This window comes from Azospirillum rugosum (assembly GCF_017876155.1).
GTDB lineage: Bacteria > Pseudomonadota > Alphaproteobacteria > Azospirillales > Azospirillaceae > Azospirillum > Azospirillum rugosum.
In genome coordinates, this window is record NZ_JAGINP010000011.1 from 35,459 (window position 1) to 59,708 (window position 24,250).

Consider the following 24,250-nt stretch of genomic DNA (forward strand, 5'->3'; position numbering starts at 1 on the left):
ACGCAGGATGCTGCCATGCCACACGCTCCCGACCCTGCTTATCCCGACCCTGCCCCCAACCCCGACCGCTGCCTCGTCCTTGGCGCGCTGGCCGGGCTGGCGATCCTGAAGCTCGCTATGCTGGCGGGGCAGTTCACACAGACGCCGCCCCATCCCCCCTTGGCTTTTGCACCGTTGTTTGCGGCCTCGCTGGCCCTATGCGCGCTGTGTGCCGCGCTGCTGATCGCACGCTCCCACTGGTTTGCGCTGCCGGCGGCCCTGGTCACGTTGGAATCGCTGCTATCCTTCGGCCCGCACAAGCTCTACCCCGGACCGGCGCCCTACTTCGCCCAAACCAGCGCCGTCTACCCCGTCATCCTCGTCGGTTCGGCGCTGATCGCCCTGCTCGTGGCGGGAAGCTGGAAGCTGGTGCGCAGCGGCGGGCTGAGGATGCCATCATGAGCGGGCACGACCTCGACCGCGGTCTGCGGCTGCTCGCCACGCTGTGGGCCGGCGTGATGGCGGGCTTTTTCTGGTCGTTCTCGACGGTGGTGATGCCGGGGCTGGCGTTGGCCGACCCGCAGACGGCGCTCGCCTCCATGCAGGCCATCAACGCCGCCGTGCGGAACGCGCTGTTCGCGACCGGCTTCTTCGGCGCGCCACTGCTCTGCGTTCTCGTCGCCATCCGCGCGCGGGCGCTCCGGGACGGGACCAGTGCGCGGCTGGCGCTGGCCGGAAGCACCGTCTACCTGCTGGGTGTCTTCACGGTAACGTCGGTGGGCAACGTGCCGCTCAACCGGGCGCTCGCCCTGCTCGACCCGGCCCTGACCGAAAGCGGGGCGGCGATGACGGTCTACATCCGGGAGTGGACAGGCTGGAACGATCTGCGCACTGTGGCCGGCACGATCGCCTTCGTGCTGCTGGCTGCCAGCACCCTCCGTCCAACCGCCCCCGACACAGCCCATCAGGTCCCGCATGGTCCGCCCGCGCAAGGATGAGCGCATCGACATCAAGACCCGCGCCGTCGAATCAGCGGCGCGGCTGTTCGTGGAGCGCGGCACCGACGCGGTGACGATGCAGGACATCGCGGCCGAGGTCGGCTGCCGCGCGCCCGCGCTCTACCGTTACTTCCCGAACAAGGAAGCGCTTTTGTTGGCGGTCCACGACGATGGGTTCCGGCGCCTTTACGCCCACAAGGCCGCCGCGGGCCGCACCGCCGGAGACGACGCCTACGAGCGGTTGCGCCTCGGCGGCCTTGCCTATGTCCGCTTCGCGCTGGAAAACCCGAATCTGTATGAATTGATGTTCATCGAGCGCGGACCGTTCCTGCGACTGAACGCGCTCCGCGCAGCCGGCAATGCCGAGGCGGAGGACATCGGGCAGCGATCGCTGGAGTTCCTGAAGACGTCCATTCTCGCCTGCCAGAAGTCGGGCTATCTGGAAGGGCTGGATCCGGACGCCGCCGCCTTTACTTTCTGGTCGGTGGTGCACGGCGCGGTCAGCCTCGCGCTGCGCCGCCGGGGGCCATTCCACGCGGTCGAGCCGGAGCGCATCGTCGCACAGGCGGTCGAGACGATGATGGCTCTGGTCGCCAGGACGAGCCGGTGAGGCCCGGAACGCCGCCTCAGACGGCGGGCTGCCGGGAGCTGGTGCTCCCGGCCTGTCTCAATCCCGCAAACCCTTCTTCTTGATCTCGTCCTTCTCGCCCATCTCGTCGAACTTTTCCTGGACCGGCTTTTCCGGGTTTCCCGACGCCTTGCCGGTCTCTTCGACGAGCTTGTCCTCGATCCGCTGCGCGGATTCGGAGGGGGCGTCGTCCTTGCGGCCGGACATTACTTGTTGCCCCGCAGGACGTCCTTCACCTTGCCGATGACCTTGTCGACCTTGCCTTCGGCCTTGTCGGCGCGGCCTTCGTCCTTCATCTCCGGGTTGCCGGTCAGGTCGCCGGTCTGCTTCTTGGCCTCGCCCTTCAGTTCCTTGCCGGCGCCCACGATGCGATCGGTGTTCATGATGGTCCCCTCCTTTTGCGTTGACACATGCCGGCTTCAACAGCGGCGGGGAGGAAACGTCACGGTTGTGCTTGCGTGATGAAGGTGGCCGATGCCGGCCGTCCTATTTTTGGCCCAACCGCTCCCCGATCGATCGGATAAGGCTGTCCCGCTCCGCCGGGTCGTAGCGCTCGGCGAAACCGGAGCCCCAGACCGGCCCCGGCCAGGCCGGGTCGGAGCGGGTGCGCGCGATCACGTGGACGTGCAGCTGCGGCACCATGTTGCCGAGCGCGCCGACGTTGATCTTGTCCGGCCGGACCAGTTGCTCCAGCGCCGTCGAGGCCTGGGCGATCTCGTCCACCAGCCGGTGCCGCCCGGCCTCGTCGAGCTGGTGGATCTCCGTCAAATCCGGGACGGCCGGCACCAGGATCAGCCAAGGCCAGACCCGGTTGTCCATCAGCAGCACCCGGCAGAGCGGAAGCTCCGCCACCGGTGCCGTGTCGGCCTGGAGACGTTCATGCAGTCGGAACATTTGGTCACCCACCCTTGTCTTTTGCCTTCGGGAATAAACGCCGGGCTGATGTGTTCGCCAAACCAGCCATGTGGGCCGTGGTCGCGGCCATGGTTGCGGGGCGAAGAAAAATGTATAAACTCCCCGACGATCTTTATTCGGTCCGGCGCCGTTTTACAAAGGCGACGCATGACGCGGGAAGGTCGTCGCGCTCCGCCAAGGGTGGACAGCCACCGGGCCGGAGCGGGCGGGCTTTGCGTGCGGACCTGAAAAGTCCAGCAGCCAGCGTGGGTTAGGGGGTTCGGTCCGAAGACGGTGTCGGGGCGGCACGACCGCCCTCATGCCATTTTTGGGGCGCCGTTTGCGGGTATGAGGGGGATGCGGCCGGGGCGGGGATCGCCAAGATTCCATCGCCAGGACGGCCGCCGAATGCTTGGGAATAGAAAGACGGACATGCGCAAGTCGGCGATCGCGGCTCTTCTTCTCGTGATCCTGGGCAACATCGGAGTCTGGGCGCTGTGGAACCGCCCGGTGGCCGAACGGTCCTGGGGCGGCGCCATCAGCGGCGTCGGCTACACGCCCTTCCACCCGGACAAGAGCCCGTCCAAGGGCGACAAGGCCTCGGCGGAGGACATCGAGAAGGACATGCTGGCCCTGGAGGGGTCGGTCAAGGGCGTGCGCATCTACTCCACCACCGACGGGTCGGAGCAGGTGGCCCCGGTCGCCCGCAAGTACGGCCTGCCCGTCACCGCCGGCGCCTGGATCGCGGGCAAGCCCGAGATTGACGAGCCGGAGATCAACGGCCTGATCAAGCTGGCCCGCGACAACAGCAACGTCCGCCGCGTCCTGGTCGGCAACGAGGCGATCCTGCGCGCCGACGTCACCGTCCCGCAGGCCATCGACTACATCAAGCGGGTGAAGAAGAAGGTCAACGTCCCGGTCTCCACCGCGGAGCCGTGGCACGTCTGGCTGTCCCACCCGGAGCTGGTGGAGGCCGTGGACTTCCTGGCCGTGCACCTGCTGCCCTACTGGGAAGGCGTGCCCGCCGACCAGTCGGTCGATTACGCCATGGTCCGCTACAACGAGCTGAAGACCAAGTACCCGAACAAGCACATCCTGATCTCGGAAATCGGCTGGCCGGCCGAGGGCCCGTGGCGCCGCGGCGCGGAGGCGAGCCAGGTCAACCAGGCCAAGTTCATCCGCACCTTCCTGAACGTCGCGGCGCAGAACAAGCTCGACTACTTCATCATGGAGGCCTTCGACCAGCCCTGGAAGCGGGAGATCGAAGGCACCGCCGGCACCAGCTGGGGACTGTGGGACGCGTGGCGCAAGCCCAAGTTCCCGATGATCGGCGAGGTGACGGAGCTGCGGAACTGGCCGCTGCTGTGCGGCATCTCCATCGCCGTCGGCTTCCTGCCGCTGGTCTTCTTCCTGTGGCGCCGCGGCGGCGACCTGAAGTTTGGCGGGCAGATCTTCTACGGCGGCATGATCCAGGCCGTGGCCTCGGTCCTGGTCTTCTCGGTCAGCGTGGCCAGCGCCGCCGGCCTCGCCACCACGACGGAGATCGCCTGGGGCATCCTGCTGTTCTGCCAGCTGGTCCTGCTCGCCGTCATGCTGATCGACGGGCTTGAGCTGACCGAGGTGGTCTGGCAGGACCGTTTCCGGCGCAAGTTCAACCCCTGCTCCGCCGCCCCGGCGCCGAACGCGCCGAAGGTCTCCATCCATGTGCCCTGCTACAACGAGCCGCCGCACATGGTCATCCAGACGCTGGACGCGCTGGCCCGGCTGGACTACCCGAACTACGAGGTCCTGCTGCTCGACAACAACACCAAGGACCCGGCCGTCTGGCGCCCGGTCGAGGAGTATTGCAAGCAGCTGGGGCCGAAGTTCCGCTTCTTCCACCTGGACAACTGGCCGGGCTTCAAGGCCGGCGCCCTGAACTTCGGCCTCGCCCAGACGGCGCCGGACGCGCAGCACATCGCGGTCATCGACAGCGACTACCAGGTCCACCCCGACTGGCTGAAGGCGACGATCCCGCACTTCGACCGGCCGGAGGTCGGCTTCGTCCAGTCGCCCCAGGACTACCGCGAGTGGGGCCACGACCTGTTCCAGCGCATGATCAACTGGGAATACGCGGGCTTCTTCCACATCGGCATGATCCAGCGCAACGAGCGCAACGCGATCATCCAGCACGGCACGATGACCATCATCCGCAAGTCGGCCCTGGAAGAGGTCGGCCGCTGGGGCGAGTGGTGCATCACCGAGGACGCCGACCTGGGCCTGCGCCTGTTCGAGCACAAGTACGAGGCCGTCTACATGCCGGAGAGCTACGGCAAGGGCCTCGTCCCCGACAGCTTCTCCGCCTACAAGACGCAGCGCTTCCGCTGGGCCTACGGCGCGGTGCAGATCCTGAAGCACCACTGGCGCGACCTGCTGCCGGGCGGCCCGCGCCTGACCGCCGGGCAGAAGTACCATTTCATCACCGGCTGGCTGCCCTGGTTCGCCGACGCCGCCCACATGATCTTCGGCATCGCCGGCATCATCTGGTCGATCGGCCTGCTGGCCTTCCCGAAATATTTCGAGTTCCCGCCCAACGTCTTCATGATCCCGACGCTCAGCGTCTTCGCCTTCAAGGTCGGCGCGTCGCTCTGGCTGTACGAGGCGCGGGTGAAGTGCGGCTTCTGGGACAAGGTCGGTGCCGCCATCGCCGGCATGGCGCTGACCCACACGGTCGGCCGCGCCATGTGGCTGGGCATGTTCACCTCCGGACGGCCCTTCGTCCGCACGCCGAAATGCGAGAACCAGCCGGCCCTGATGCAGGCCTTCCTGATGGCGCGGGAGGAGATCGCGCTGCTGCTGGGCCTGTGGGGCGCGGCGCTGGCCATCGTGATGGTGTTCGGCCACGAGAACCGCGACGCCTTCATGTGGTCGGGCCTTCTGGTGGTGCAGTCCCTGCCCTACCTGTCGGCCTTCGTCACGGCGCTGATCAACGCCTTCCCGAACATCAAGTTCGGCAAGCCCCGTCCGGAGCCGACCGAGGTCGCCGGCGCCGGCGCCGCCGACTGACCGACGTCTTCCCGTCCGAAACGAAGAGCCCCGCCCCGGCGGGGCTCTTTTCGTTTGGGCAACCCGGCGGCCAACCGTCACCTTGACAAGGGCGCCACTGTCCGTAGACTAAACTATCCACACTTTCGTGGTGGAGGCCGCCATGGCCGACACGTTCATCAGCCGGTCTGAACCGCTGGTCCGCTCGCCCAACATGGTCGAGCGGCCGGGGAGCGCCACGGATCGACAGCATCGACGCGACGCCCGACAGGACCGCCGCGACCGGGAGGAACCCAACCGGAAGCGCCGCCGGATCTACGACCTCCTGTTCGACGAAATCGACGAGATCGACAGCCTGGAGCCGGCCCAGCGCGCGCGCATCAAGCAGAACCTGCGCTCCCACTTGGCATCCCGCACGCCGCCTCCCGCCTCCTCCGCACCGCCGGAGGCCGACGAGGAGCGCATCGCGGCGACCCTGATCGAGGACTCCGCAACGGCCGTGCCCGTGGACCATGACCACATCGTCCACATGGCAGCCCCGACGCACGCGCATCTTTCGGCACAAGAGACGGAAGAGAACGCCATCCTCGCCAAGCAGCTCCGTGATTGCCTCAGCCGCCACACCCTCACCGCGCGCCGCGTTGCCGTCTATCTGCACCTGCTCCTGACCCTGGACGGCGCGCTGCGGCCACACACCATCATCGATGCCTGACGAACAAGCAGTCTCGCCCCGGCTCCGCCGCAAATTCGGGCACATCCTCCCCCCGATGCGCCGCACCAGCCGATGACGGGTTGCGGCACAATCGGCGGCGATGTCCTCCGGCGACGGGCCGACGCGCCGTCCGGCGCCCTTCCCGCCGCGGAAACCCCGCTCCCGCGAGGAGGCCCCCGTGCCCGATTCCCACATCGCCAAGCACGCCCAGCCGTCCGGCGACGCCTTGCGCCAGTCCCTGGCGACCCGCTTCCAGAAGGCCCGCGGGCGCACGGCCGAACTGGCCGCGCCCCTGTCGCCGGAAGACCTGATGGTCCAGTCGGTTCCCGACGGCGCCCCGGCCAAATGGCATCTCGCCCACACCACATGGTTGTTCGAAACCACCGTCCTGGTGCCCGACAGCCCCGGCTACCGCCCCTTCGACTCCGCCTTCCTCGACCTCTTCGCGGCGCGCAGCGACCGCTTCGGCAACCACCAGCTTCCCTCGCCGACCCTGCGCCTGCTGTCGCGGCCGAGCGGGGCGGAGGTCATGCGCTACCGCGACCACGTCAACGCCGCGGTCCTGCACCTGCTGGCCCAAGTCGACGACGCCGGCCTGGCCGAGGTCGCCGACCGTGTGGAGGTCGGCATCGCCCATGAACGGCGGCACCAGGAGCGTATGCTGACCCACATCAAGCACGCCTTCTGGAGCAACCCGCTGCGCCCCGCCTACGAGCAGCCGCCGCAGGTCTACCCGACCGCGCCGCAGCCGCAGGACTGGATCGCGCACGAGGGCGGTCTGGTGGAGATCGGCCGCGCCGACGCTGGCCCCGGCTTCGACCACGAAGGGCCACGCCACCGCGTGTACCTGAATCCCTTCCGGCTGGCGTCCCAGCCGGTGTCCTGCGGCGAGTACCTGACCTTCGTCGAGGAGGGCGGCTATTCCAACCGCGCGCTTTGGCTGGCGGACGGTTGGGAACTGGCGCGCTCCGAGAACTGGCAGGCGCCGCTCTATTGGGAGTGGCGCGACGGCGCCTGGCAGATCTTCACGCTCTACGGCATGCGCCCGCTCGACCCCGCCGAGCCGGTCTGCCACGTCAGCTGGTACGAGGCCGACGCCTTCGCCCGCTGGGCCGGCAAGCGCCTGCCGTCGGAGGCGGAGTGGGAGACCCTCGGCGCGCGGTGCGAGAGCATGGGCAACCTGCTCGGCACCGGCTACCGCCACCCACGGGCCTGCCCCTGCCACGGCGAGGGGCCCTGGCAGATGTTCGGCGACATCTGGGAATGGACGCTCAGCCCCTTCGCCCCCTACCCCGGCTATCGCCTGCCGGATGGGGTGGACGAGGCCGTGCACGGCCGCTTCATGATCAACCGCATGGTCTTGCGCGGCGGCAGCTGCGTGACCCCCTTCGACCACGCCAACCCGACCACGCGCCACTATCTGCGCCCGGACACGCGCCTGTCCTTCACGGGGATTCGGCTGGCTGAGGATGCGTGAGGGAAGTGGTCGCCTTGAGCCCCCACCCTAACCCTCCCCCACTTCGCGGGGGAGGGGACTGACTCCTCCCCCCGTCGAAGATGGGGGGAGGTTGGGAGGGGGGCCCGACGCAACCGCGCCCCACTCCATCTCACTTCCTGAACAGGAACTCGCGGCCGACCTTTACGCGCCGTTCGCCATCGTACTCGATGATGTCGGCGGTGGCGTAGGTTTCGGTCCAGCGCTCCGGCAGGTAGCTGCCGGTGCCGATGATGTCCACCGGCGCGTTGGCCTCCGCCATCAGGCGGCACTTGGCCGGGCCGAAGCCGGAGCTGGCGACGATTTTCACGGCCGGGAAGCCGGATTCGTCCAGCTTCTCGCGCATGAAATGGATGGCCGCCGCCGACACGCCGGTGCCGATCAGGTAACGCAGTTGGGTCTCGTCGCGATAGCCGCGGATGGCGTGCGGCGCGTGGCGCTCCAGCACGGCGTAGGAGCCCGGCGGGTCGAGCCCTTCCAGGAAGCGGCCGCCCGGCGTGTCGAGCCGCACCGCCAGCTTGCCCTGTGCGGCCAGCTCGGGGAAGCGGCGGCAGACCTCCAGCGCGTCGGTGATCTCGCGGCCGAAGTAATCGACCAACACGGTCAGCGGCAGTTCCGGAAAGGTCTCGTGGAACATTTCCGCCGCGCGCACGGTGGACCCGGCATAGCCGATCAGCGCGTGCGGCATGGTGCCCATGCCCTTCTTCTGGCCGAAGAAGTGGGCGGTGGCGTCGGTCGCGTTGCCGATGAAGCCCTTGGCGCCGACCTTCCGCTTGGCCCGGTCCGACCCGACAGAGGCGGCGTAGGCCATCATCTCTTCCATCTCCGTGCCGGCGCAGTGGCGCGCCTCCATGGCGAGGAAGGCGGTCTTCGGCAGGTCCGCGCACATGGTGAAGGCGTTGTAGGCGCCGACGCAGGCGGGACCCAGCTTCTGGAGGATGATCGTCTCGGTGTCCACCAGATGGTAGAAGGAGCCGGTGATGTACATGATCGGCTCACCGGCGCCGACCCACTTCCCTTCCGGGTAATTCAGCTCGATCTCGACGTCGAAGCCGCGTTCGCGGGCGACCGCCTCCAGCCATTCGATGGCGAGTCGCGGCGCGCAGACGACGGGACGGCGCATGAAGATGGCGTAGGTGACCTTCTTGTCGCCGAACTTCCCGACCGCGTCCTTGGTCCGCTTGAAGTAGGTGTCGGTCCATTCGGGAATGGCCGCGGAAGGGGGATGACTGGCCGGCGGCCGGTTCTTGGTCTCGTCCATGGCGTTGTCCTTCGTCTCCCCGCTCATGCCCTTCGCACTGGTCCGGTCCGGATGACGCACCCCGCGCGGGAACGCCGATCCAATTGGGAAACCAGCATTATACGCCCTGGGCCTCGGGTGGAAGAGGCTTCCTTGCTGATAACGCCGAACAAGCGGTGGCGTTGCGCCGCAGAACGCCGCCTCCGGTCGGCTTCAAAATTGCTTCGAATTTCGAAGCGTTTCGACGCCAATCCACGTCGTAATCAAGCGCAAGATTGCCAGAGGAAATACTTCGCATTCGACAGTCTAAAATACCGTTATTTGACGCCGCCGCTCAGACGATCCAAAGTGGTAGCCGACAGTCGGGTCCCGATTTACCGGGTCCAAAGGGATGAGGTGGGACATGGCCCAGGCGATCGCACAAGCTCCGCTGACACAGCGGCCGGCCATTCCCCGGATTGCGGACCCTCGCGCATCGCGCGGTTTTTCCACGCTCGACCGGATCAGCGGCAAGATCATCCTCGGCCTCATGCTGCTGATGGTCGGGCTGAGCGCCGCCGGTGCCGGCAGCGCCTTCCTGCTGAAGCCGGCCAAGGCCCGCGCCGGCCGTCCGGTGGCGGAGGAGACGCCGGCGCTCGCCAACTACGCCCGCCTGCCCACCATGAACTTCACGCTCAGCGACGGGGACCGCCTGCGGGACGTGCGCGTGCGCGTGGTGCTGGAGATGGACCCGCAGGCCCAGCCCAAGACCGTCGAATCCTACGGCCCGCGCATCTCCAGCGCCATGAGCACCGCGATGCTGGACGTCAGCGCGGCGGAGCTGCGCGGCGGCGGCGGCACCGCCTTCATCAAGGACGCGGTGATGCAGACCGCGTCGAAGGAACTGCGCCCGATGAAGGTGCGCCAGGTGCTGTTGCAGGAACTCGTCCTGCGCTGACCGGTCTCCGTTCAAGCCCCCCCGCCCTGCGCGCCGCGCGGGACACGCCACCCGCCCTTGCGTGCGCCCGCCCCTCGACAGGGCGCACGGAATGCGGAACACTCCGGGCACGTTCGGGACATGGGATGGAAGGAGACGGCTGTGGCCGAATTCGATTTCGACCTCTTCACCATCGGCGCGGGCTCCGGCGGTGTCGCGGCCAGCCGTCGCGCCGCCTCCATGGGCGCCAAGGTCGCCATCTGCGAGGGCAGCCGCGTCGGCGGCACCTGCGTCATCCGCGGCTGCGTGCCGAAGAAGCTGCTGGTCTACGCGGCGCAATTCCGCGACGCCTTCGAGGACGCCTGCGGCTTCGGCTGGGACGCGCACACGCCGGCCTTCGACTGGGCGACCCTGATCGGCCGCAAGGACACGGAGATCGACCGGCTGAACGGCATCTACCTGAAGATGCTGGAAAACTCCGGGGTCACTCTGTTCACCGGTTTCGGCCGGCTGATCGACCGCCACACGGTGGAGGTGGGCGGCAAGCGCTACACCGCCAAGACCATCCTGGTCGCGACCGGCGGCTGGCCGTCCCTGCCGAAGATTCCGGGCATCGAGCACGCCGTCACCTCCAACGAGGCGTTGCAGCTGGGCCACCTGCCCCACTCCGTCATCATCCTCGGCGGCGGCTACATCGCGGTGGAGTTCGCGGGCATCTTCCGCGGCCTGGGTGCCGAGGTCACCATCATGATTCGCGGCGAGGAGCTGCTGAACGGCTTCGACGACGACATCCGCGTGGCGCTGGCGCAGGAGATGCGCAAGCGCGGCATCAACATCGTCGCCCGCACCCAGCCGGTGAAGGTGGAGGAAGGGCCGGGCGGCTTCACCGTCACCGACCATCTCGGCCGCGAGCATTCCGCCGGCCTCGTCATGGCGGCCACCGGCCGGCGGCCGAACACCCGCGACGTCGGGCTGGAGTCGGTCGGCATCGACCTGGACGACGGCGGCGCCATCCGCGTGGACGAATACTCCCGCACCAACGTCGACAACATCTTCGCCATCGGCGACGTGACCGACCGCATGGCCCTGACCCCCGTCGCCATCGCCGAGGGCCGCGCCTTCGTCGAGACGGTGTTCAACGACAACCCGACCAGCATCAGCTACGAGAACATCCCGACCGCGGTCTTCTCCATCCCGCCGCTCGGCACCGTCGGCCTGACGGAGGCGGAGGCGCGGGCCAAGTTCCCGAAGGTCGACATCTACAAGGCCGGCTTCCGCCCGATGAAGCACACCATGTCCGGCCGCGACGAGCGGGTGCTGATGAAGCTGGTCGTGGACGGCGACAGCCAGCGCGTGCTGGGCTGCCACATGATGGGCATGGACGCGCCGGAGATCGTGCAGGCGCTGGGCATCGCCCTGAACTGCGGCGCCACCAAGCGCGACTTCGACCGCACCATCGCGCTGCACCCCTCCACCGCGGAGGAGTTCGTCCTCATGCGCGAAAAGGTTGCGTGACGACGCCTGCGTGAACGCGAATAATTTTCTGGAACGCCTCTAAAAAGCAGCTGTTGACCGCACCAAGGCGCCCACCGAACCGGGCGCCTTGGTCCGTCATCACGAAGCGGGAGGCTCCTTCGCATGTTCATGCACAACAAGAACCTGATGTACACCGTGCGCGTTTCGGAACCCGACCCGAAGCTCGCCAGCCTGATGCTGGAGCAGTTCGGCGGCCCGCAGGGCGAGCTGGCGGCGGCGCTGCGCTATTTCACGCAGGGCCTGTCCGATGACGATCCGGCGCGCAAGGACATGCTGATCGACATCGCGACCGAGGAACTGAGCCACCTGGAGATCATCGGCAGCATCGTCGCCATGCTGACCAAGGGCGTGAAGGGCAAGCTGGCGGAGGGCGCCGAGGAGGTGACGGAGCTGTACGCCAACATCGCCCAGGGCAACGGTTCCCACACGCTGGCCGTGCTCTACGGCGGCGGCCCGGCCCTGACCAACTCCGCCGGACAGCTGTGGAACGCCGGCTACATCGACAGCATCGGCGAGCCGACGGCCGACCTGCGCTCCAACATCGCGGCGGAATCGCGCGCCAAGATCATCTACGAGCGCCTGATCAACCTGACGCCGGACGCCGGCGTGAAGGACGCGCTGACCTTCCTGATGACCCGCGAGGTCGCGCACCAGAAGATGTTCGAGAAGGCCCTCTACTCCATCGAGAACAACTTCCCGCCGGGCAAGCTGCCGGGCCACCCGGACTACACCGACAAGTACTACAACATGAGCCAGGGCGCCGGCGACGCCCGCGGCCCCTGGAACCAGGGCGCTCAGTGGGAGTTCGTGGACATCAAGCCCGACCAGGCCCCGGTCAACGGCGGCGAGGGCAACCCGACCGTCCGCCTCGCCGCGGAAGAGCTGAAGGCCGTCAACCAGGCCGCCATGCGCACCAAGTCCCGCACCGACGTCAACCCGGTGACGGGCGCCGACCTCGGCGCCGGCCCGGGTGCCGGCAAGACGACGCCGGTGAAGTAAGAGTCCTCGCGTCGGGCCCCCACCCTAACCCTCCCCCATCTTCGACGCTACGGTATGCACACATTTCGCCATTGCGGTAAGTGGCTGATACGGTGGAGGAAAAGCCCCTCTCCCTTGAGGGGAGAGGGGTTTGGGGTGAGGGTGGCGCCGGCCACAGGCCGGCCGGAACCATCCACCGCGGCCGGGTTTGAGATTTTCTCCGGGCTGCCGCCCGTAACGACCCCTCACCCCAACCCCTCTCCCCCAAGGGGAGAGGGGCTTTTTCTATGCTGCTCAATGCATTACCGCATCCGCGAGATGTGTGCATACCGTAGATCTTCGACGGGGGAGGGAACTCCGCCCCGCGTCCCTCAAAGCCTTCCCCCGCGAAGTGGGGGAGGGTTGGGTGGGGGCCCCAACGCGACCACCTCACCCCACTCCCCCAAACTCCTACGTCTTCACCACCGCCGGCTCCATCCCCCGCGTCCGCCCCTGCAACCACAGCAACAGCAGCAACGCCGGCAGCCCCGCCGCGGTCGCCACCAGAAAGAAACTCACCCAGTCAAGCCTTGCAGCCAAAAACCCGCTGCTCGCCCCGAACAGGTCGCCGCCCAGCTTGGTGAAGCTGGTCAGCAGCGCGTATTGAGTCGCCGTGTAGGCCACGTTGCACAGGCCCGACAGGTAGGCGACGAAGGCCGAGGTCGCGATTCCCGCGCAGACATTCTCGACCGCCACCGTGACCGCCAGCGCCCTCACGTCGTGCCCGGCGTAGGCCAGCAGCACGTAGCCGAGGTTCGACAGCACCTGCGCCACGCCGCCCAGCAGCAGCGCGCGCTGGATGCCGACGCGGCTGACCAGCACCCCGCCGATCACCCCGCCCGCGATGGTCGCCCACAGGCCGAACACCTTGGACACCGCGGCCAGTTCGGTCTTCTCGAAGCCCAGGTCGACGTAGAAGGGGCTGGACATCACGCCAGCCATCACCTCCCCCATCTTGTAGGTGGCGATGAACAGCAGGATCAGCGCCCAGTGGTTCCGCGTCATGAACTGGGCGAAGGGCGCCACCACCGCGCCGTAGACCCAGGCCAGCAGCTCCGCCCGCCAGCCGTGCAGATGTGGCCGCGCGTCCAGCCACTCCGCCACATGCTTCTCCCGCGCCGTGGATTCGGCCGACGCGGCCACCGCCGGCTCGCGGTTCAGCAGGATCGTCACCATGCCAACGGAGACGAGCGCCGCCATCGCCGTGTAGGCCGCCTGCCAGCCGAAATACTCCGCGACCAGCAGCGCGCCCGCCCCCGCCGCCAGCATGCCGAAGCGGTAGCCGAGCACCAGCGCCCCGGCGCCCGCACCCTGCTGGTCCTCCGACAGGCTTTCCACACGGAACGCGTCGATGACGATGTCCTGGCTGGCCGAGCAGAAGGCCACCACGACCGCGAACAGCGCCGTCCACCACAGCTCCGTCACCGGGTTGGTGCTGCCCAGCGCCAGCAGCGCCAGCGCAAGGCAGCCCTGCGTCAACAGGGCCCAGCCCCGCCGCCGCCCGAACAGGCGCGTGACCACCGGCAGGCGCAGCCGGTCGATCAGCGGCGCCCAGGCGAACTTCAGCGCGTAGGGCAGCGTGACCAGCGAGAAGAGCCCGATGGCCTCCTTGCTGACCCCGCCCTCGCGCAGCCACAGGGACAGCGTGGAGCCGGTCAGCGCCAGCGGCAACCCTTCGGAAAATCCCAGGAACAGGATGGCCAGCACGCGCGGGTCGAGATAGACGGAGGCAGCGGTCCTCCAGGAGGATGGTTTCACCGGACGAGCCCTTCAGGTTCCCTGCCCCTTGTGTATAGGGCGCGGCGCCCGTTCCCCGCCAGCGCGCTTTTTCGGGCGGGGCACGGCTTCGTCCGTTGCGAAAGTTGCTCCCGAAACTATGGAAAAATTGCCCGACTCCGGCTATAGGGATGATCCCCCGGACCGAGTCTCGGTCTTATGGAGGCACCCCAATTTATTCAGGAAAGAGTGGGCGTCATGGTTGAACGTTGGTCCCCCGACAGCTGGAGGTCGAAGCCCGCGAAGCAGCTTCCGACCTATCCGGACCCGTCCAAGGTCGAGGCGGTGGAGCAGCGTCTGTCCTCCTATCCCCCGCTCGTCTTTGCCGGCGAGGCGCGCCGGCTGAAGGAAAACCTGGCCGCCGCCGCGAACGGCAACGCCTTCCTGCTGCAGGGCGGCGACTGCGCGGAGAGCTTCGCGGAGTTCCACCCCAACAACATCCGCGACACCTTCCGCGTGCTGTTGCAGATGGCCGTGGTGCTGACCTTCGGCGCGGCCATTCCGGTGGTGAAGGTGGGCCGCATGGCCGGCCAGTTCGCCAAGCCGCGCTCCGCCGACACCGAGGTGATCGAGGGGCAGGAGTTGCCGTCCTACCGCGGCGACATCATCAACGGCTTCGACTTCACCGCCGATGCCCGCATTCCGGATCCGGAACGCATGATGCAGGCCTACACCCAGGCGGCATCGACGCTGAACCTGCTGCGCGCCTTCGCCCAGGGCGGCTACGCCGACCTGCACAAGGTGCACCAGTGGACGCTGGGCTTCGTGGAGCGGTCGCCGGCCGGCGAGCAGTTCCGCGAGATCGCCACGCGGCTCGACGAGACGCTGGCCTTCATGGCCGCCTGCGGCATCACCGCGGCGACCACCCCGCAGATCCGCGAGACGGAGTTCTTCACCAGCCACGAGGCGCTTCTGCTGCCGTTCGAGCAGGCGATGACCCGCGTCGACAGCACCACCGGCGACTGGTACGACGTCTCCGCCCACATGCTGTGGATCGGCGACCGCACCCGCCAGCCGGACGGCGCGCATGTGGAGTTCCTGCGCGGGGTGAAGAACCCGATCGGCCTGAAGTGCGGCCCGACCACCGACCCGGATGAGCTGATCCGCCTGATCGACATCCTGAACCCGACCAACGAGGCCGGGCGCCTGACCCTGATCGTCCGCATGGGCGCCGACAAGGTGCAGGAGAAGTTCCCGCCCCTGCTCCGCAAGGTGCAGCGCGAGGGCCGCGTGGTCGTCTGGTCCTGCGATCCGATGCACGGCAACACCATCAAGTCGTCCAGCGGCTACAAGACCCGGCCCGTGGAGAAGGTGCTGTCGGAGGCGAAGAACTTCTTCGCCGTGCACCAGGCCGAGGGCACCCACGCCGGCGGCGTGCATTTCGAGCTGACCGGCCAGGACGTGACGGAGTGCACCGGCGGCGCCCAGGCGATCACCGATCACAAGCTGGCGCTGCGCTACCACACCGCCTGCGACCCGCGCCTGAACGCCAGCCAGTCGCTGGAGCTGGCCTTCCTCCTCGCCGAGGAACTGAAGCGCGCCCGCCACCAGCGCGACGCCGACCGCCGCGCCGCCGCCGCGGAATAACGGCACTCTCCCCCTCTCCCTGCCCCGCAGGGAGAGGGAGGGCCCCGCGCCGAAGGCGTGGGAGGGTGAGGGCAAGGTTTTATCTGTAAAAAAACGCCCCTATCGAACGACCATCCGCTCCAGCAGGACTTCGCGGACGCGCATGCTGCGTGCCTCGCGGTCCACGACGGACGTCAGGGCGCTTTTCATCAGCTTCGCGCCCTCGGCCCCGGACAGCTGCTCCGGGTCGATCTGGCGCATGCGGTCGGCCATCTGGTCGGCGATGCGCGGAACGAAGGAGCTGGCCTGCTTCGGATCGACGGTCGGATCGATCTCCAGCAGGACGCGCACGTCCACCATGCGGGCGTCGCTGCCGCCCAGCGTGAAGGTCATGGGCGGCAGCGCCGCGTAGTTCTTCGGCGGGATCGAGCGGTCGCTGGACGACGAACGGCCGCCCTTCACGGCGACCACGCCCCAGGTGCCGAGCGCGGCCAGGACGACCAGAACCACCGCGACGATGATCGGCGCGAGGGAGACCGTTTCCCCGTCGGGACGCCGACGAACCAACCGCACCACGCCGCCTTTCCACCCCATGCAGGGTTACCGCAACAATCATACACCAAAAGTGTAAGGAAAATCCTTGGACAGGTCAAATCGTCTCACGCGACCGCCAGACAGTTTCCACAATCGACGAACGAGGCTGGGCAACCCTTCGTTTATCGCGGCAGGACGGGCACGTTGTCGATCAGACGGGCCTTTCCCATCCAGGCGGCGGCCAGCAGCCGGGCCGGACGATCGACGCGGACCACCGGCTCCAGCGTCTCGGCGTCGCGCAGTTCGACGTAGTCGATGGTGCCGAAGCCCGCGCCCTGAAGGCGTGCCCGCACCGTGTCCAGGACGGCGCCGGACTCCGCGCCGCCCGACAGGGCCTCCGCCGCCTCGACCAGCGCCCGGTTCAGCTCCGGCGCGCGGGCCCGCTCCTCGGCCGACAGGTAGGCGTTGCGCGAGGACATGGCCAGCCCGTCGGCCTCCCGCACCGTCGGCAGCCCCTCCACCCGCACCGGGATGTCCAGGTCGCGGGCGAAGCGGCGGATCACCATCAGCTGCTGGTAGTCCTTCTCGCCGAACAGGGCGACGTCGGGCAGAGCCTGCAGGAACAGCTTGGTCACCACCAGAGCCACGCCGCCGAACATCTGCGGCCGGAAGGCCCCGCACAGCCCCTCCGCCGGGCCGCCAACGCTGATGGCGGTGGCGAAGCCCTCCGGGTACATGCCGCGTACCGTGGGCGCGTAGAGCAGGTCGCAGCCGGCCGAGGCGAGCTTGGCGGAGTCTCCCGCCTCGTCGCGCGGGTAACGGTCGAAATCCTCATGCGGGGCGAACTGGGTCGGGTTCACGAAGACGCTGGCCACCACGTGGCCGGCCAGTTCCCGCGCGCGGCGGATCAGCGCCAAATGGCCGTCGTGCAGCGCCCCCATGGTCGGGACGAGCGCCACGGTGCCGCCTTGGCCGCGCCACGCAGCGACTTGGGCGCGCAGGTCCTCCACCGAGCGGACGATCGGCAGGGTATCGGTCGAAGCGGGGGCCAAGGTCACCATGGCGGGTCTCCGGCAGCGTCACAAACGGCGCTGGGATAAACCGCCGGGCCGGCGCTGTCCAGTCACAGAACGAATGCCGGCCGGCAAATTTTCGTAACTTTATATTCCGCGGGCAGGAGCGCCGGGCGGTTCCCCCCGCCCTGCCCCTGCCATAGCGGGTGTCAGCGCTTCAGGGTGATGCCGACGAGATAGGTCAGGTTCAGCCAGGCACCGACCGTGGCCAGCAGGACGGTGATGGCCGGGGACAGGATCACCGAGCCGAGGATCACGACGAGCGCCACGACCAGCAGGCCGAGGGCGAGGAACGTCACGCGGGTATCTTCCATGTCGCTGCTTTCCAGTGAGAGGAATCAAAAGACGGAGCGCAGCGATAAACGAAATCTCCGGGATCCGTAGCTGATCTGAATCAATCCTGCAAACTTTCGCACGAAAAAAGCAGCCCTGGTTTTTTCCATTCTCCATACGTGAAATGCGACGGTCCTGCCTAAGCCCGAAGCAGTTGGAGCGCTTTTTCTCGCAACGCTGAAAATTCGTGCAGAGCGGGCAGGCTGCGTCAGCCGGCGTGCCGGTTCCGTGCGCGCCGGACGCGCGTCATCTCGAACAGCGCCATGCCGGCCAACATGAACGCGACGAACAGGCTGCTCCACCGGCATTGCGATCTTCATTGAATTATTCAACTCTAATTCAATGGCGCCAATGAGTCCGATCAAGCCCGTTCGCGGAAAGGAGAACGGCCGAAAACAGCAAAACGACCACCGAAGGCCCTGCCCTGGCGACCGAACTTGCTGCGTGCTGAAGAAAGCGCCTTGAGGTTGGGATGGTGGGCGCAGTAGGGATTGAACCTACGACCCCACCCGTGTGAAGGGTGTGCTCTCCCGCTGAGCTATGCGCCCATCCCAACAGACCGTGGCGTGGATCGGTGATCCGTGCGAGGTCTTGAACCGTGGCGGTGGTTGGCTCGTTTCGCTTTCGCGTCGTTGCCGCCGCTGCGGTGAGGCGGGTTTCTAAAGGGCTCGCCCCCGCCTGTCAAGCACCTGTTTCGCACCAATATGAAAGAAATTCGTCAGCCCGGTTCCAGCCCGCCGCCAGCCAGGAGAATGACCGTCGTGACCGCTTCGACCGTCCGCCGCGCCATCGCCCCCGCTCTGCTCCCCGCCCTGCTGGCCGCCGGGCTCGCCGTGACCGCCCCGAAGGCCGCGGAGGCGCAGCGGTGGACCCTGACCTACCGCGTGCATGTGGGCGGCGTGGCCGTGCTCGACGCGCGGGCCGAGTTGGCCTTGACCGGCGACCGCTACAGCGTCGGGGTTGACGCGGCCACGGACGGATTCCTCGGCCGCATGTTCCCGTGGGAGACACGGTCGCGCAGCGTCGGGATGATCCGCCCCGACGGACCGGCGCCCCTGCGCCACACCCAGGTCAGCACGCTGCGCGGCAGCCCGCGCAACGTGACGCTGGAGTATGACGGCCGTGGCGGCGTCCGGGCGGAGGTCACGCCCCCGCCGCAGAACGACGACCGCGAGCCCGTTCCGGACGCGCTCCTGCGCGGGACGGAGGATCCGCTCAGCGGAGTCGTGGGTGTGCTGCTCGCCGGCTTGCGCGGCGAGGGGTGCCAGCGCACCGTCCCGGTCTATGACGGGCGGCGGCGCTACGACATGCTGTTCGCGGACGAAGGGATGCGGCTGGTCGGGGCGTCCCGCAATTCGGTGTTCGCCGGCGCGGCCCGGCAATGCCGGGTGTCCTACACGCCGATCGCGGGCTACAACCGCAAGCCCGACAGTTCCTTCTGGCGCCGCGGCGGCGAGGAGCAGCGGCCGCCCGTGGACGTGTGGATCGCGCCGGTCACGACTGGCGGCCCGCCCCTGCCCGTGCGGCTGGAAACCGACAGCGGGTTGGGAAGCGTCGTCATCCACCTGACCGGTGCCACCATGGACCCGCAGACGGCGGAACGGCCTGCGGCAGAAGCACCGGCGCAAAAGCGCTGAAAACGGGGGTTCAGGCGAGTCGGGGGGATCAGGCGCAGCGCAGCGCGGCGCCCTGAACGGCGGGGCCGTAGAAGGCCGGGTGGCACAGCACCTCGGCGGAGTCATGGTCGTCCCGGTCATCGGCGGAGCGGCGCTCGGCCGCTTCCAGGTCGCGGAAGGCCTCGGCGCACAGGCGGTTGAACTCGTCCACGCGGCGCTCCAGGTCGGCGTGGTGGGCCATCATGCGGTCGAAATCGGCGGTCGCCGATTCGATCTGGCGGCGCGCGACGCTGCGGGCGGCCTGATCGCGGCTGGCGTCGACGGGCAGGGTCTTCCCGGGGAACGAAAGGATTTGAGCCATCGCGGACCTCCTTCACTCGCCACCAATCGATGAGCCCAGTTAACGGCATTTACCTTTCGTTAGCCACTGTTAATCGCTTGTTAACCATGACAAGGATGAGACCTACGGCCCCGGCCGCGCTGGGGGTGCCAGCCAGGGCTGTAACGCCTCAACCGCCCAGCGCCCGCAGCGCGCCCGGCAGGTCCGCGAAGTGGTCGAGCACGACGTCGGCGCCCAGTTCCGCCACCGGCATGCGGGGATAGCCGTAGCTCATCGCCACCACGGGAATGCCGACGGCGCGGGCGGCCTTCACGTCGTTGCCGTTGTCGCCGACCATGGCGGCGCGGCCGCCGCCCAGCTGCTCCACCACCCACGACAGGTGGCGGCCGTCCGGCTTCTTCACCGGCAGCGTGTCGCCGCCGGCCACGGCGCCGAACAGGTCGGTCAGGTCGAGCATGCCCAGAAGCTTGCGGCTGATCCGCTCCGGCTTGTTGGTGCACAGGCCCAGCCGCACCCCCTCCTCCGCCAGCGCCCGCAGGGTCGCCGCGACGCCTGGATAGAGCTGCGACGGCTCCTCATGGTCGAAATAGCTGTCCAGGTAATGGCGCAGCACCGGCTGCACGGTCTCGTCGTCCAGCGGGGCCCCGGTCGCCGCGAAGGCCTGCCGGACCAGATTGGCCGACCCGTCGCCGACCATGGTGCGCACCTGCGCCTCGGTCAGCGCCGGACGGCCGAACTCGCCCAGCGTCCGGTTCAGCACCCGGGTCATGTCCGGGGCGCTGTCGATCAGCGTGCCGTCGAGGTCGAAGACGATGCAGGAGAAGGGAAAGGGCATGAGCGTGCTTCCATTGAGCGTCGGAACGGGCCTTTCGACCGGTCCTTCGATACCATGGCGCCGCGTGGGCGACGACCGCCCTTTGCGCACGGCACCGGACCATCTTCAGCGGGCCATCTTCAGCGGGCCATCATGCATGGGCGGTCATAGGCGGGTTGAACCAGGGAATGAGCGGTGCGGCTAAGCCCTCCGGCCCCGGATGTGTATGACAGGCTGACACAAAAGTTGACTTGGGGTTGGGCCGGAGACTGTGGCACTGAATAGCCATGGAACTCCGCAACCCATGATTTGACGCACCCGCTTTCACGCCGACCCTGCATAACGCTCACGCCATAAGAAGCAGAGACCCCGTCATGACGACCCACCGCCCGCTCGCCTGTGTGATCCTTGCCGCCGGCAAGGGCACCCGGATGAAGTCCGACCTGCCCAAGGTCCTGCACCGCGTCGCCGGACGGCCCATGGTCGGCCATGTGCTGGCCGCCGTGAAAGCGCTGGACCCCGACCATGTGGTCGTGGTGGTCGGCCCCGGCATGGACGACGTGGCGGCCGCCGTCGCCCCCTACCCCACCGCCGTGCAGCAGGAGCAGCGCGGCACCGCCGACGCGGTGCGCTCCGCCTTCGGCCTGCTGGAGGGATTCTCGGGCGACGTGGTCGTGCTGTATGGGGACACGCCGCTGGTCACGCCGGACACGCTGCGCGCCATGGTGGCCGCGCGCCGGCAGGCCAGCGACCCGGCGGTGGTCGTGCTGGGCATGCGCCCCGACGATCCCGGCGCCTACGGTCGGCTGATCCTGAACGCGCGCGGCGGGCTTGAGAAGATCGTCGAGTACCTCGACGCGACGGAGGAGGAGCGCCGGGTCGGCCTGTGCAACGCCGGCCTGATGGCCTTCGACGGCGCGCGCATGTTCGAGCTGATCAACCGCATCGGCAACAGCAACGCCAAGGGCGAGTACTACCTGACCGACGTCGTGCAGATCGCGCGGGGCGACGGCATGGCCTGCGCGGTGGTGGAGGCCGCCCCGGCTGAGGTGGTCGGCGTCAACTCCCGCGCCGAGCTGGCGGAGGTGGAGAAGCTGATCCAGCGGCGCCTGCGCAAGGCCGCCATGGACAACGGCGCCACCCTGACCGACCCGGACAGCGTGACCTTCAGCGTCGACACGCGGCTCGGCCGCGATGTCGTGGTCGGGCCCTTCGTGGTGTTCGGGTCCGGCGTGACGGTCGGCGACCGCGTGGAGATCAAGTCCTTCAGCCACCTGGAGCAGGTGCGCATCGACACCGGCGCGCAGATCGGCCCCTACGCCCGCCTGCGGCCGGGGGCCGAGATCGGGCCGGACGCCCACATCGGCAACTTCGTCGAGATCAAGAACGCGAAGATCGAGGCCGGCGCGAAGGTCAACCACCTGACCTACATCGGCGACGCGCGGGTCGGGGCGAAGGCCAACATCGGGGCCGGCACCATCACCTGCAACTACGACGGCTTCGCCAAGAGCCACACGGACATCGGCGCCGGGGCCTTCATCGGCTCCAACAGCGCGCTGGTCGCCCCGGTCCGGGTCGGCGACGGCGCCATCGTCGGGGCCGGCAGCGTGGTGACCACAGACGTGGAGGGCGACGCGCTGGTCGTGGCGCGCGGCCGCCAGCAGGCTTACTCCGGCTGGGCCCGCCGCTTCCGCGAGCGGAAGCAGGCCGAGAAAGCGAAAAAGGCGTAGAATTCCGTCCGGCCACCACGTCCGGACGCGCTTCTTGTAAGTTTCGATTACGGTTCGTCAGGCAGGGCCACCATCCCGGGCCAGAAATCAGGAGTTGCAGGTCCATGTGCGGCATCATCGGCATCATCGGCACCCAGGATGCGGCGCCCCGTCTCGTCGAAGGCCTGCGCCGCCTCGAATACCGCGGCTATGACAGCGCGGGCGTGGCGACGCTGGTCAACGGCGGGATCGACCGCCGGCGCGCGGAAGGCAAGCTGCTGAACCTCGACGCCAAGCTGCGCGAATCCCCCCTGCCGGGCGTCATCGGCATCGGCCACACCCGCTGGGCCACCCACGGCGGCCCGACGGAGAACAACGCCCACCCGCACGCCACCAAGCGCGTGGCCGTCGTCCACAACGGCATCATCGAGAACTACCAGGAGCTGAAGGACGAGCTGATCGCCCACGGCTACGTGTTCGAGAGCGCCACCGACACCGAGGTGATTGCCCACCTCGTCACCTACTACATGGAGAAGGAGGGGCTCGGCCCCGTGGAGGCCGCCGCCGCGTCCTTCAAGCGCTTCACCGGCGCCTTCTCGCTGGTGCTGCTGTTCTCCGGCCATGAGGACATGCTGATCGGCGCCCGCCACGGCACGCCGCTGGCCGTCGGCTTCGGCGAGGGCGAGATGTACTTCGCCTCCGACGCCTTCGCGCTGGCGCCGCTGACCAACCGCATCTGCTACCTGGAGGACGGCGACTGGGTCGAGCTGACCCGCGAGGGCGCCGTGATCCACGACGCCAGCGACGCGGTGGTGGAGCGCGCGGTGAAGACCACCGCCCTGTCCGGCGCCCTGATCGGCAAGGACGGCTACCGGCACTACATGCTCAAGGAAATCTACGAGCAGCCGCAGGTCATCGGCGACACGCTGAACGCCTACATCAACCCCGAGACCAGCCGCATCACCCTGCCGGAGTTCAACTTCGACATCGCGAAGGCCAGCAAGCTGACCATCGTGGCCTGCGGCACCGCCTATTACGCCGGCGTGGTGGCGAAATACTGGTTCGAGACGCTGGCCCGCCTGCCGGTCGAGGTCGACATCGCGTCGGAATTCCGCTACCGCGAGGCCCCGCTGCCGGAGGGCGGCGTGGCGCTGTTCATCTCGCAGTCGGGTGAGACGCTGGATACGCTGGAGGCTCTGCGCTACTGCAAGCGCCAGGGCCAGAAGATCCTGTCGATCGTGAACGTGCCGGAGAGCACCATCGCCCGCGAATCCGACGCGGTGCTCTACACCATGGCGGGGCCGGAGATCGGCGTCGCCTCCACCAAGGCCTTCACAACGCAGCTGACCACGCTGGCCTGTCTGGCGGTGACCACCGGCCGCGCCCGCGGCGTGATCCCGGCGGAGCGCATGGCCGCCATCGCCCAGGCCCTGCGCGAGGTGCCCGCCCGCGCCGCCGACGTGCTGGCCCACGACGAGCGCCTGCACGAACTGGCGCAGGAGGTCGCGGAGGCCCGCGACGTGCTCTACCTCGGCCGCGGCGCCATGTACCCTCTGGCCCTGGAAGGCGCCCTGAAGCTGAAGGAGATCAGCTACATCCACGCCGAGGGCTACGCCGCCGGCGAACTGAAGCACGGCCCCATCGCGCTGATCGACGAGAGCGTGCCGGTGATCGTGCTGGTGCCCTCCGACGGCCTGTTCGAGAAGACCGTGTCGAACGTGCAGGAGGTCTGCGCCCGTTCCGGCAAGGTCCTGCTGATCGCCGACAAGAAGGGCATCGACAAGATGGGCGACAAGGTCCGCTGGTCGGTCGAGCTGCCGACCTGCGACCCGCTGGTCGCCCCGCTGCTCTACGCCATCCCGGTGCAGCTGCTGGCCTACCACGTCGCCGTGCTGAAGGGCACCGACGTCGACCAGCCGCGCAACCTGGCGAAGTCGGTGACGGTGGAGTAAGAACGCCACCGCCAGCCCAGCAAACAGAAAGCCCCCGCCGGGATGGAACGGCGGGGGCTTTTTGTTTGGCCGGAAGCGGTCGCTGTTGGGCTGCGCTG

The 24,250-nt window shown here is 68.1% G+C and carries 23 protein-coding genes and 1 tRNA gene; 13 read left to right on the forward strand and 11 right to left on the reverse strand.

Annotation, left to right across the window (positions count from 1 at the left end):
- The first annotated feature begins 15 nt into the window (after positions 1-15).
- Genes J2851_RS15960 through J2851_RS15970 form a run of 3 tightly spaced genes read left to right on the forward strand, consistent with a single transcriptional unit; the run spans position 16 to position 1,587 of the window.
- Positions 16-441, forward strand: coding sequence for a hypothetical protein (locus tag J2851_RS15960; RefSeq protein ID WP_246500704.1), 426 nt, complete (start codon positions 16-18; stop codon positions 439-441).
- Positions 438-977, forward strand: coding sequence for an anthrone oxygenase family protein (locus J2851_RS15965; RefSeq protein ID WP_209767374.1), 540 nt, complete (start codon positions 438-440; stop codon positions 975-977). The genes J2851_RS15960 and J2851_RS15965 overlap by 4 nt, the downstream gene beginning before the upstream one ends.
- Positions 955-1,587, forward strand: a complete 633-nt coding sequence (locus J2851_RS15970) for a TetR/AcrR family transcriptional regulator (protein WP_209767375.1) — start codon at positions 955-957, stop codon at positions 1,585-1,587. Before J2851_RS15965 ends, J2851_RS15970 begins: the two co-directional genes overlap by 23 nt.
- 57 nt (positions 1,588-1,644) lie before the next feature.
- Here J2851_RS15970 and J2851_RS15975 read toward each other — a convergent pair whose 3' ends face one another.
- The 3 genes from J2851_RS15975 to J2851_RS15985 all read right to left on the reverse strand — a co-directional run bounded on the left by J2851_RS15975 (position 1,645) and on the right by J2851_RS15985 (position 2,499).
- Positions 1,645-1,812, reverse strand: a complete 168-nt coding sequence (locus tag J2851_RS15975) for a hypothetical protein (RefSeq protein ID WP_209767376.1) — start codon at positions 1,810-1,812, stop codon at positions 1,645-1,647.
- Positions 1,812-1,988, reverse strand: a complete 177-nt coding sequence (locus J2851_RS15980; RefSeq protein ID WP_209767377.1) for a CsbD family protein — start codon at positions 1,986-1,988, stop codon at positions 1,812-1,814. Before J2851_RS15980 ends, J2851_RS15975 begins: the two co-directional genes overlap by 1 nt.
- A gap of 103 nt (positions 1,989-2,091) precedes the next feature.
- Positions 2,092-2,499: an HIT domain-containing protein gene (locus J2851_RS15985; protein ID WP_209767378.1), complete on the reverse strand. Its 408-nt coding sequence runs from the start codon at positions 2,497-2,499 to the stop codon at positions 2,092-2,094.
- A 432-nt stretch (positions 2,500-2,931) separates the two neighbouring features.
- Here J2851_RS15985 and J2851_RS15990 point away from each other — a divergent pair, with 432 nt between their 5' ends.
- The 3 genes from J2851_RS15990 to egtB all read left to right on the forward strand — a co-directional run bounded on the left by J2851_RS15990 (position 2,932) and on the right by egtB (position 7,712).
- A complete protein-coding gene (locus J2851_RS15990; protein WP_209767379.1) occupies positions 2,932-5,544 on the forward strand; it encodes a glycosyltransferase family 2 protein in 2,613 nt (870 codons plus the stop codon).
- 142 nt (positions 5,545-5,686) lie between these two features.
- The gene (locus tag J2851_RS15995; RefSeq protein ID WP_209767380.1) at positions 5,687-6,235 is read left to right on the forward strand and encodes a hypothetical protein; all 549 of its coding nucleotides are present in this window, start codon (positions 5,687-5,689) and stop codon (positions 6,233-6,235) included.
- 178 nt (positions 6,236-6,413) lie between these two features.
- Positions 6,414-7,712 carry an ergothioneine biosynthesis protein EgtB gene (gene egtB, locus J2851_RS16000; protein WP_209767381.1) on the forward strand — a complete coding sequence of 433 codons (1,299 nt, stop codon included), beginning with the start codon at positions 6,414-6,416 and terminating at the stop codon, positions 7,710-7,712.
- A 130-nt stretch (positions 7,713-7,842) separates the two neighbouring features.
- Here egtB and J2851_RS16005 read toward each other — a convergent pair whose 3' ends face one another.
- On the reverse strand, positions 7,843-8,991 hold the full coding sequence (locus J2851_RS16005; protein WP_209767548.1) for a nicotinate phosphoribosyltransferase: 1,149 nt from the start codon (positions 8,989-8,991) through the stop codon (positions 7,843-7,845).
- Positions 8,992-9,373: 382 nt separating this feature from the next.
- Here J2851_RS16005 and J2851_RS16010 point away from each other — a divergent pair, with 382 nt between their 5' ends.
- The 3 genes from J2851_RS16010 (at position 9,374) to J2851_RS16020 (ending at position 12,421) form a co-directional block, all read left to right on the forward strand.
- Positions 9,374-9,907 (forward strand): flagellar basal body-associated FliL family protein, encoded by a 534-nt coding sequence (locus J2851_RS16010; RefSeq protein WP_209767382.1) that lies wholly within the window; start codon positions 9,374-9,376, stop codon positions 9,905-9,907.
- A gap of 141 nt (positions 9,908-10,048) precedes the next feature.
- Complete coding sequence (gene gor / locus J2851_RS16015; protein WP_209767383.1) at positions 10,049-11,401, forward strand: glutathione-disulfide reductase; 1,353 nt, start codon at positions 10,049-10,051, stop codon at positions 11,399-11,401.
- Positions 11,402-11,524: 123 nt separating this feature from the next.
- Complete coding sequence (locus J2851_RS16020) at positions 11,525-12,421, forward strand: manganese catalase family protein (protein WP_209767384.1); 897 nt, start codon at positions 11,525-11,527, stop codon at positions 12,419-12,421.
- Between the two features lie 429 nt (positions 12,422-12,850).
- Here J2851_RS16020 and J2851_RS16025 read toward each other — a convergent pair whose 3' ends face one another.
- Entirely contained in the window at positions 12,851-14,197 is a 1,347-nt protein-coding gene (locus J2851_RS16025; protein ID WP_209767385.1) for an AmpG family muropeptide MFS transporter, read from the reverse strand.
- 216 nt (positions 14,198-14,413) lie between these two features.
- Here J2851_RS16025 and J2851_RS16030 point away from each other — a divergent pair, with 216 nt between their 5' ends.
- Positions 14,414-15,802 (forward strand): class II 3-deoxy-7-phosphoheptulonate synthase, encoded by a 1,389-nt coding sequence (locus tag J2851_RS16030; RefSeq protein WP_209767386.1) that lies wholly within the window; start codon positions 14,414-14,416, stop codon positions 15,800-15,802.
- A gap of 99 nt (positions 15,803-15,901) precedes the next feature.
- On the opposite strand, the gene J2851_RS16035 is transcribed toward J2851_RS16030, so the two are convergent.
- From J2851_RS16035 to J2851_RS16050, 4 genes are all read right to left on the reverse strand, one after another.
- Positions 15,902-16,357 carry a flagellar basal body-associated FliL family protein gene (locus J2851_RS16035; RefSeq protein WP_307420759.1) on the reverse strand — a complete coding sequence of 152 codons (456 nt, stop codon included), beginning with the start codon at positions 16,355-16,357 and terminating at the stop codon, positions 15,902-15,904.
- Between the two features lie 140 nt (positions 16,358-16,497).
- Positions 16,498-17,376 (reverse strand): pantoate--beta-alanine ligase, encoded by an 879-nt coding sequence (gene panC / locus J2851_RS16040; protein ID WP_209767388.1) that lies wholly within the window; start codon positions 17,374-17,376, stop codon positions 16,498-16,500.
- A 161-nt stretch (positions 17,377-17,537) separates the two neighbouring features.
- Positions 17,538-17,702 (reverse strand): sugar tyrosine-protein kinase, encoded by a 165-nt coding sequence (locus tag J2851_RS16045; RefSeq protein ID WP_209767389.1) that lies wholly within the window; start codon positions 17,700-17,702, stop codon positions 17,538-17,540.
- Positions 17,703-18,194: 492 nt separating this feature from the next.
- A tRNA-Val gene (locus tag J2851_RS16050) sits at positions 18,195-18,269 on the reverse strand.
- 204 nt (positions 18,270-18,473) lie between these two features.
- Between J2851_RS16050 and J2851_RS16055 the strand changes: the two genes are divergently transcribed.
- Positions 18,474-19,358 carry a DUF3108 domain-containing protein gene (locus J2851_RS16055; protein WP_209767390.1) on the forward strand — a complete coding sequence of 295 codons (885 nt, stop codon included), beginning with the start codon at positions 18,474-18,476 and terminating at the stop codon, positions 19,356-19,358.
- A 28-nt stretch (positions 19,359-19,386) separates the two neighbouring features.
- Here J2851_RS16055 and J2851_RS16060 read toward each other — a convergent pair whose 3' ends face one another.
- Positions 19,387-19,698 (reverse strand): hypothetical protein, encoded by a 312-nt coding sequence (locus J2851_RS16060; RefSeq protein WP_209767391.1) that lies wholly within the window; start codon positions 19,696-19,698, stop codon positions 19,387-19,389.
- A gap of 148 nt (positions 19,699-19,846) precedes the next feature.
- Entirely contained in the window at positions 19,847-20,512 is a 666-nt protein-coding gene (gph, locus tag J2851_RS16065; RefSeq protein ID WP_209767392.1) for a phosphoglycolate phosphatase, read from the reverse strand.
- A gap of 353 nt (positions 20,513-20,865) precedes the next feature.
- Here gph and glmU point away from each other — a divergent pair, with 353 nt between their 5' ends.
- Both glmU and glmS read left to right on the forward strand, forming a co-directional pair.
- The gene (glmU, locus tag J2851_RS16070; protein ID WP_209767393.1) at positions 20,866-22,221 is read left to right on the forward strand and encodes a bifunctional UDP-N-acetylglucosamine diphosphorylase/glucosamine-1-phosphate N-acetyltransferase GlmU; all 1,356 of its coding nucleotides are present in this window, start codon (positions 20,866-20,868) and stop codon (positions 22,219-22,221) included.
- 104 nt (positions 22,222-22,325) lie between these two features.
- Positions 22,326-24,152, forward strand: coding sequence for a glutamine--fructose-6-phosphate transaminase (isomerizing) (glmS, locus tag J2851_RS16075; RefSeq protein WP_209767394.1), 1,827 nt, complete (start codon positions 22,326-22,328; stop codon positions 24,150-24,152).
- Positions 24,153-24,250: the final 98 nt, after the last annotated feature.

Excerpts from the sequence above, each read along its gene's own strand:
- J2851_RS15960 (WP_246500704.1), top strand. The coding sequence starts at position 16 with ATGCCACACGCTCCCGACCCTGCTTATCCCGACCCTGCCCCCAACCCC.
- J2851_RS16010 (WP_209767382.1), top strand. The coding sequence starts at position 9,374 with ATGGCCCAGGCGATCGCACAAGCTCCGCTGACACAGCGGCCGGCCATT.
- J2851_RS15970 (WP_209767375.1), top strand. The coding sequence starts at position 955 with ATGGTCCGCCCGCGCAAGGATGAGCGCATCGACATCAAGACCCGCGCC.
- J2851_RS15980 (WP_209767377.1), bottom strand. The coding sequence starts at position 1,988 with ATGAACACCGATCGCATCGTGGGCGCCGGCAAGGAACTGAAGGGCGAG.
- J2851_RS16045 (WP_209767389.1), bottom strand. The coding sequence starts at position 17,702 with ATGGAAGATACCCGCGTGACGTTCCTCGCCCTCGGCCTGCTGGTCGTG.
- J2851_RS15995 (WP_209767380.1), top strand. The coding sequence starts at position 5,687 with ATGGCCGACACGTTCATCAGCCGGTCTGAACCGCTGGTCCGCTCGCCC.
- J2851_RS16055 (WP_209767390.1), top strand. The coding sequence starts at position 18,474 with ATGACCGTCGTGACCGCTTCGACCGTCCGCCGCGCCATCGCCCCCGCT.
- J2851_RS15975 (WP_209767376.1), bottom strand. The coding sequence starts at position 1,812 with ATGTCCGGCCGCAAGGACGACGCCCCCTCCGAATCCGCGCAGCGGATC.
- glmS (WP_209767394.1), top strand. The coding sequence starts at position 22,326 with ATGTGCGGCATCATCGGCATCATCGGCACCCAGGATGCGGCGCCCCGT.
- J2851_RS15985 (WP_209767378.1), bottom strand. The coding sequence starts at position 2,499 with ATGTTCCGACTGCATGAACGTCTCCAGGCCGACACGGCACCGGTGGCG.
- J2851_RS16020 (WP_209767384.1), top strand. The coding sequence starts at position 11,525 with ATGTTCATGCACAACAAGAACCTGATGTACACCGTGCGCGTTTCGGAA.
- J2851_RS15990 (WP_209767379.1), top strand. The coding sequence starts at position 2,932 with ATGCGCAAGTCGGCGATCGCGGCTCTTCTTCTCGTGATCCTGGGCAAC.
- J2851_RS16060 (WP_209767391.1), bottom strand. The coding sequence starts at position 19,698 with ATGGCTCAAATCCTTTCGTTCCCCGGGAAGACCCTGCCCGTCGACGCC.
- glmU (WP_209767393.1), top strand. The coding sequence starts at position 20,866 with ATGACGACCCACCGCCCGCTCGCCTGTGTGATCCTTGCCGCCGGCAAG.
- J2851_RS15965 (WP_209767374.1), top strand. The coding sequence starts at position 438 with ATGAGCGGGCACGACCTCGACCGCGGTCTGCGGCTGCTCGCCACGCTG.
- gph (WP_209767392.1), bottom strand. The coding sequence starts at position 20,512 with ATGCCCTTTCCCTTCTCCTGCATCGTCTTCGACCTCGACGGCACGCTG.
- J2851_RS16005 (WP_209767548.1), bottom strand. The coding sequence starts at position 8,991 with ATGGACGAGACCAAGAACCGGCCGCCGGCCAGTCATCCCCCTTCCGCG.
- panC (WP_209767388.1), bottom strand. The coding sequence starts at position 17,376 with ATGGTGACCTTGGCCCCCGCTTCGACCGATACCCTGCCGATCGTCCGC.
- J2851_RS16030 (WP_209767386.1), top strand. The coding sequence starts at position 14,414 with ATGGTTGAACGTTGGTCCCCCGACAGCTGGAGGTCGAAGCCCGCGAAG.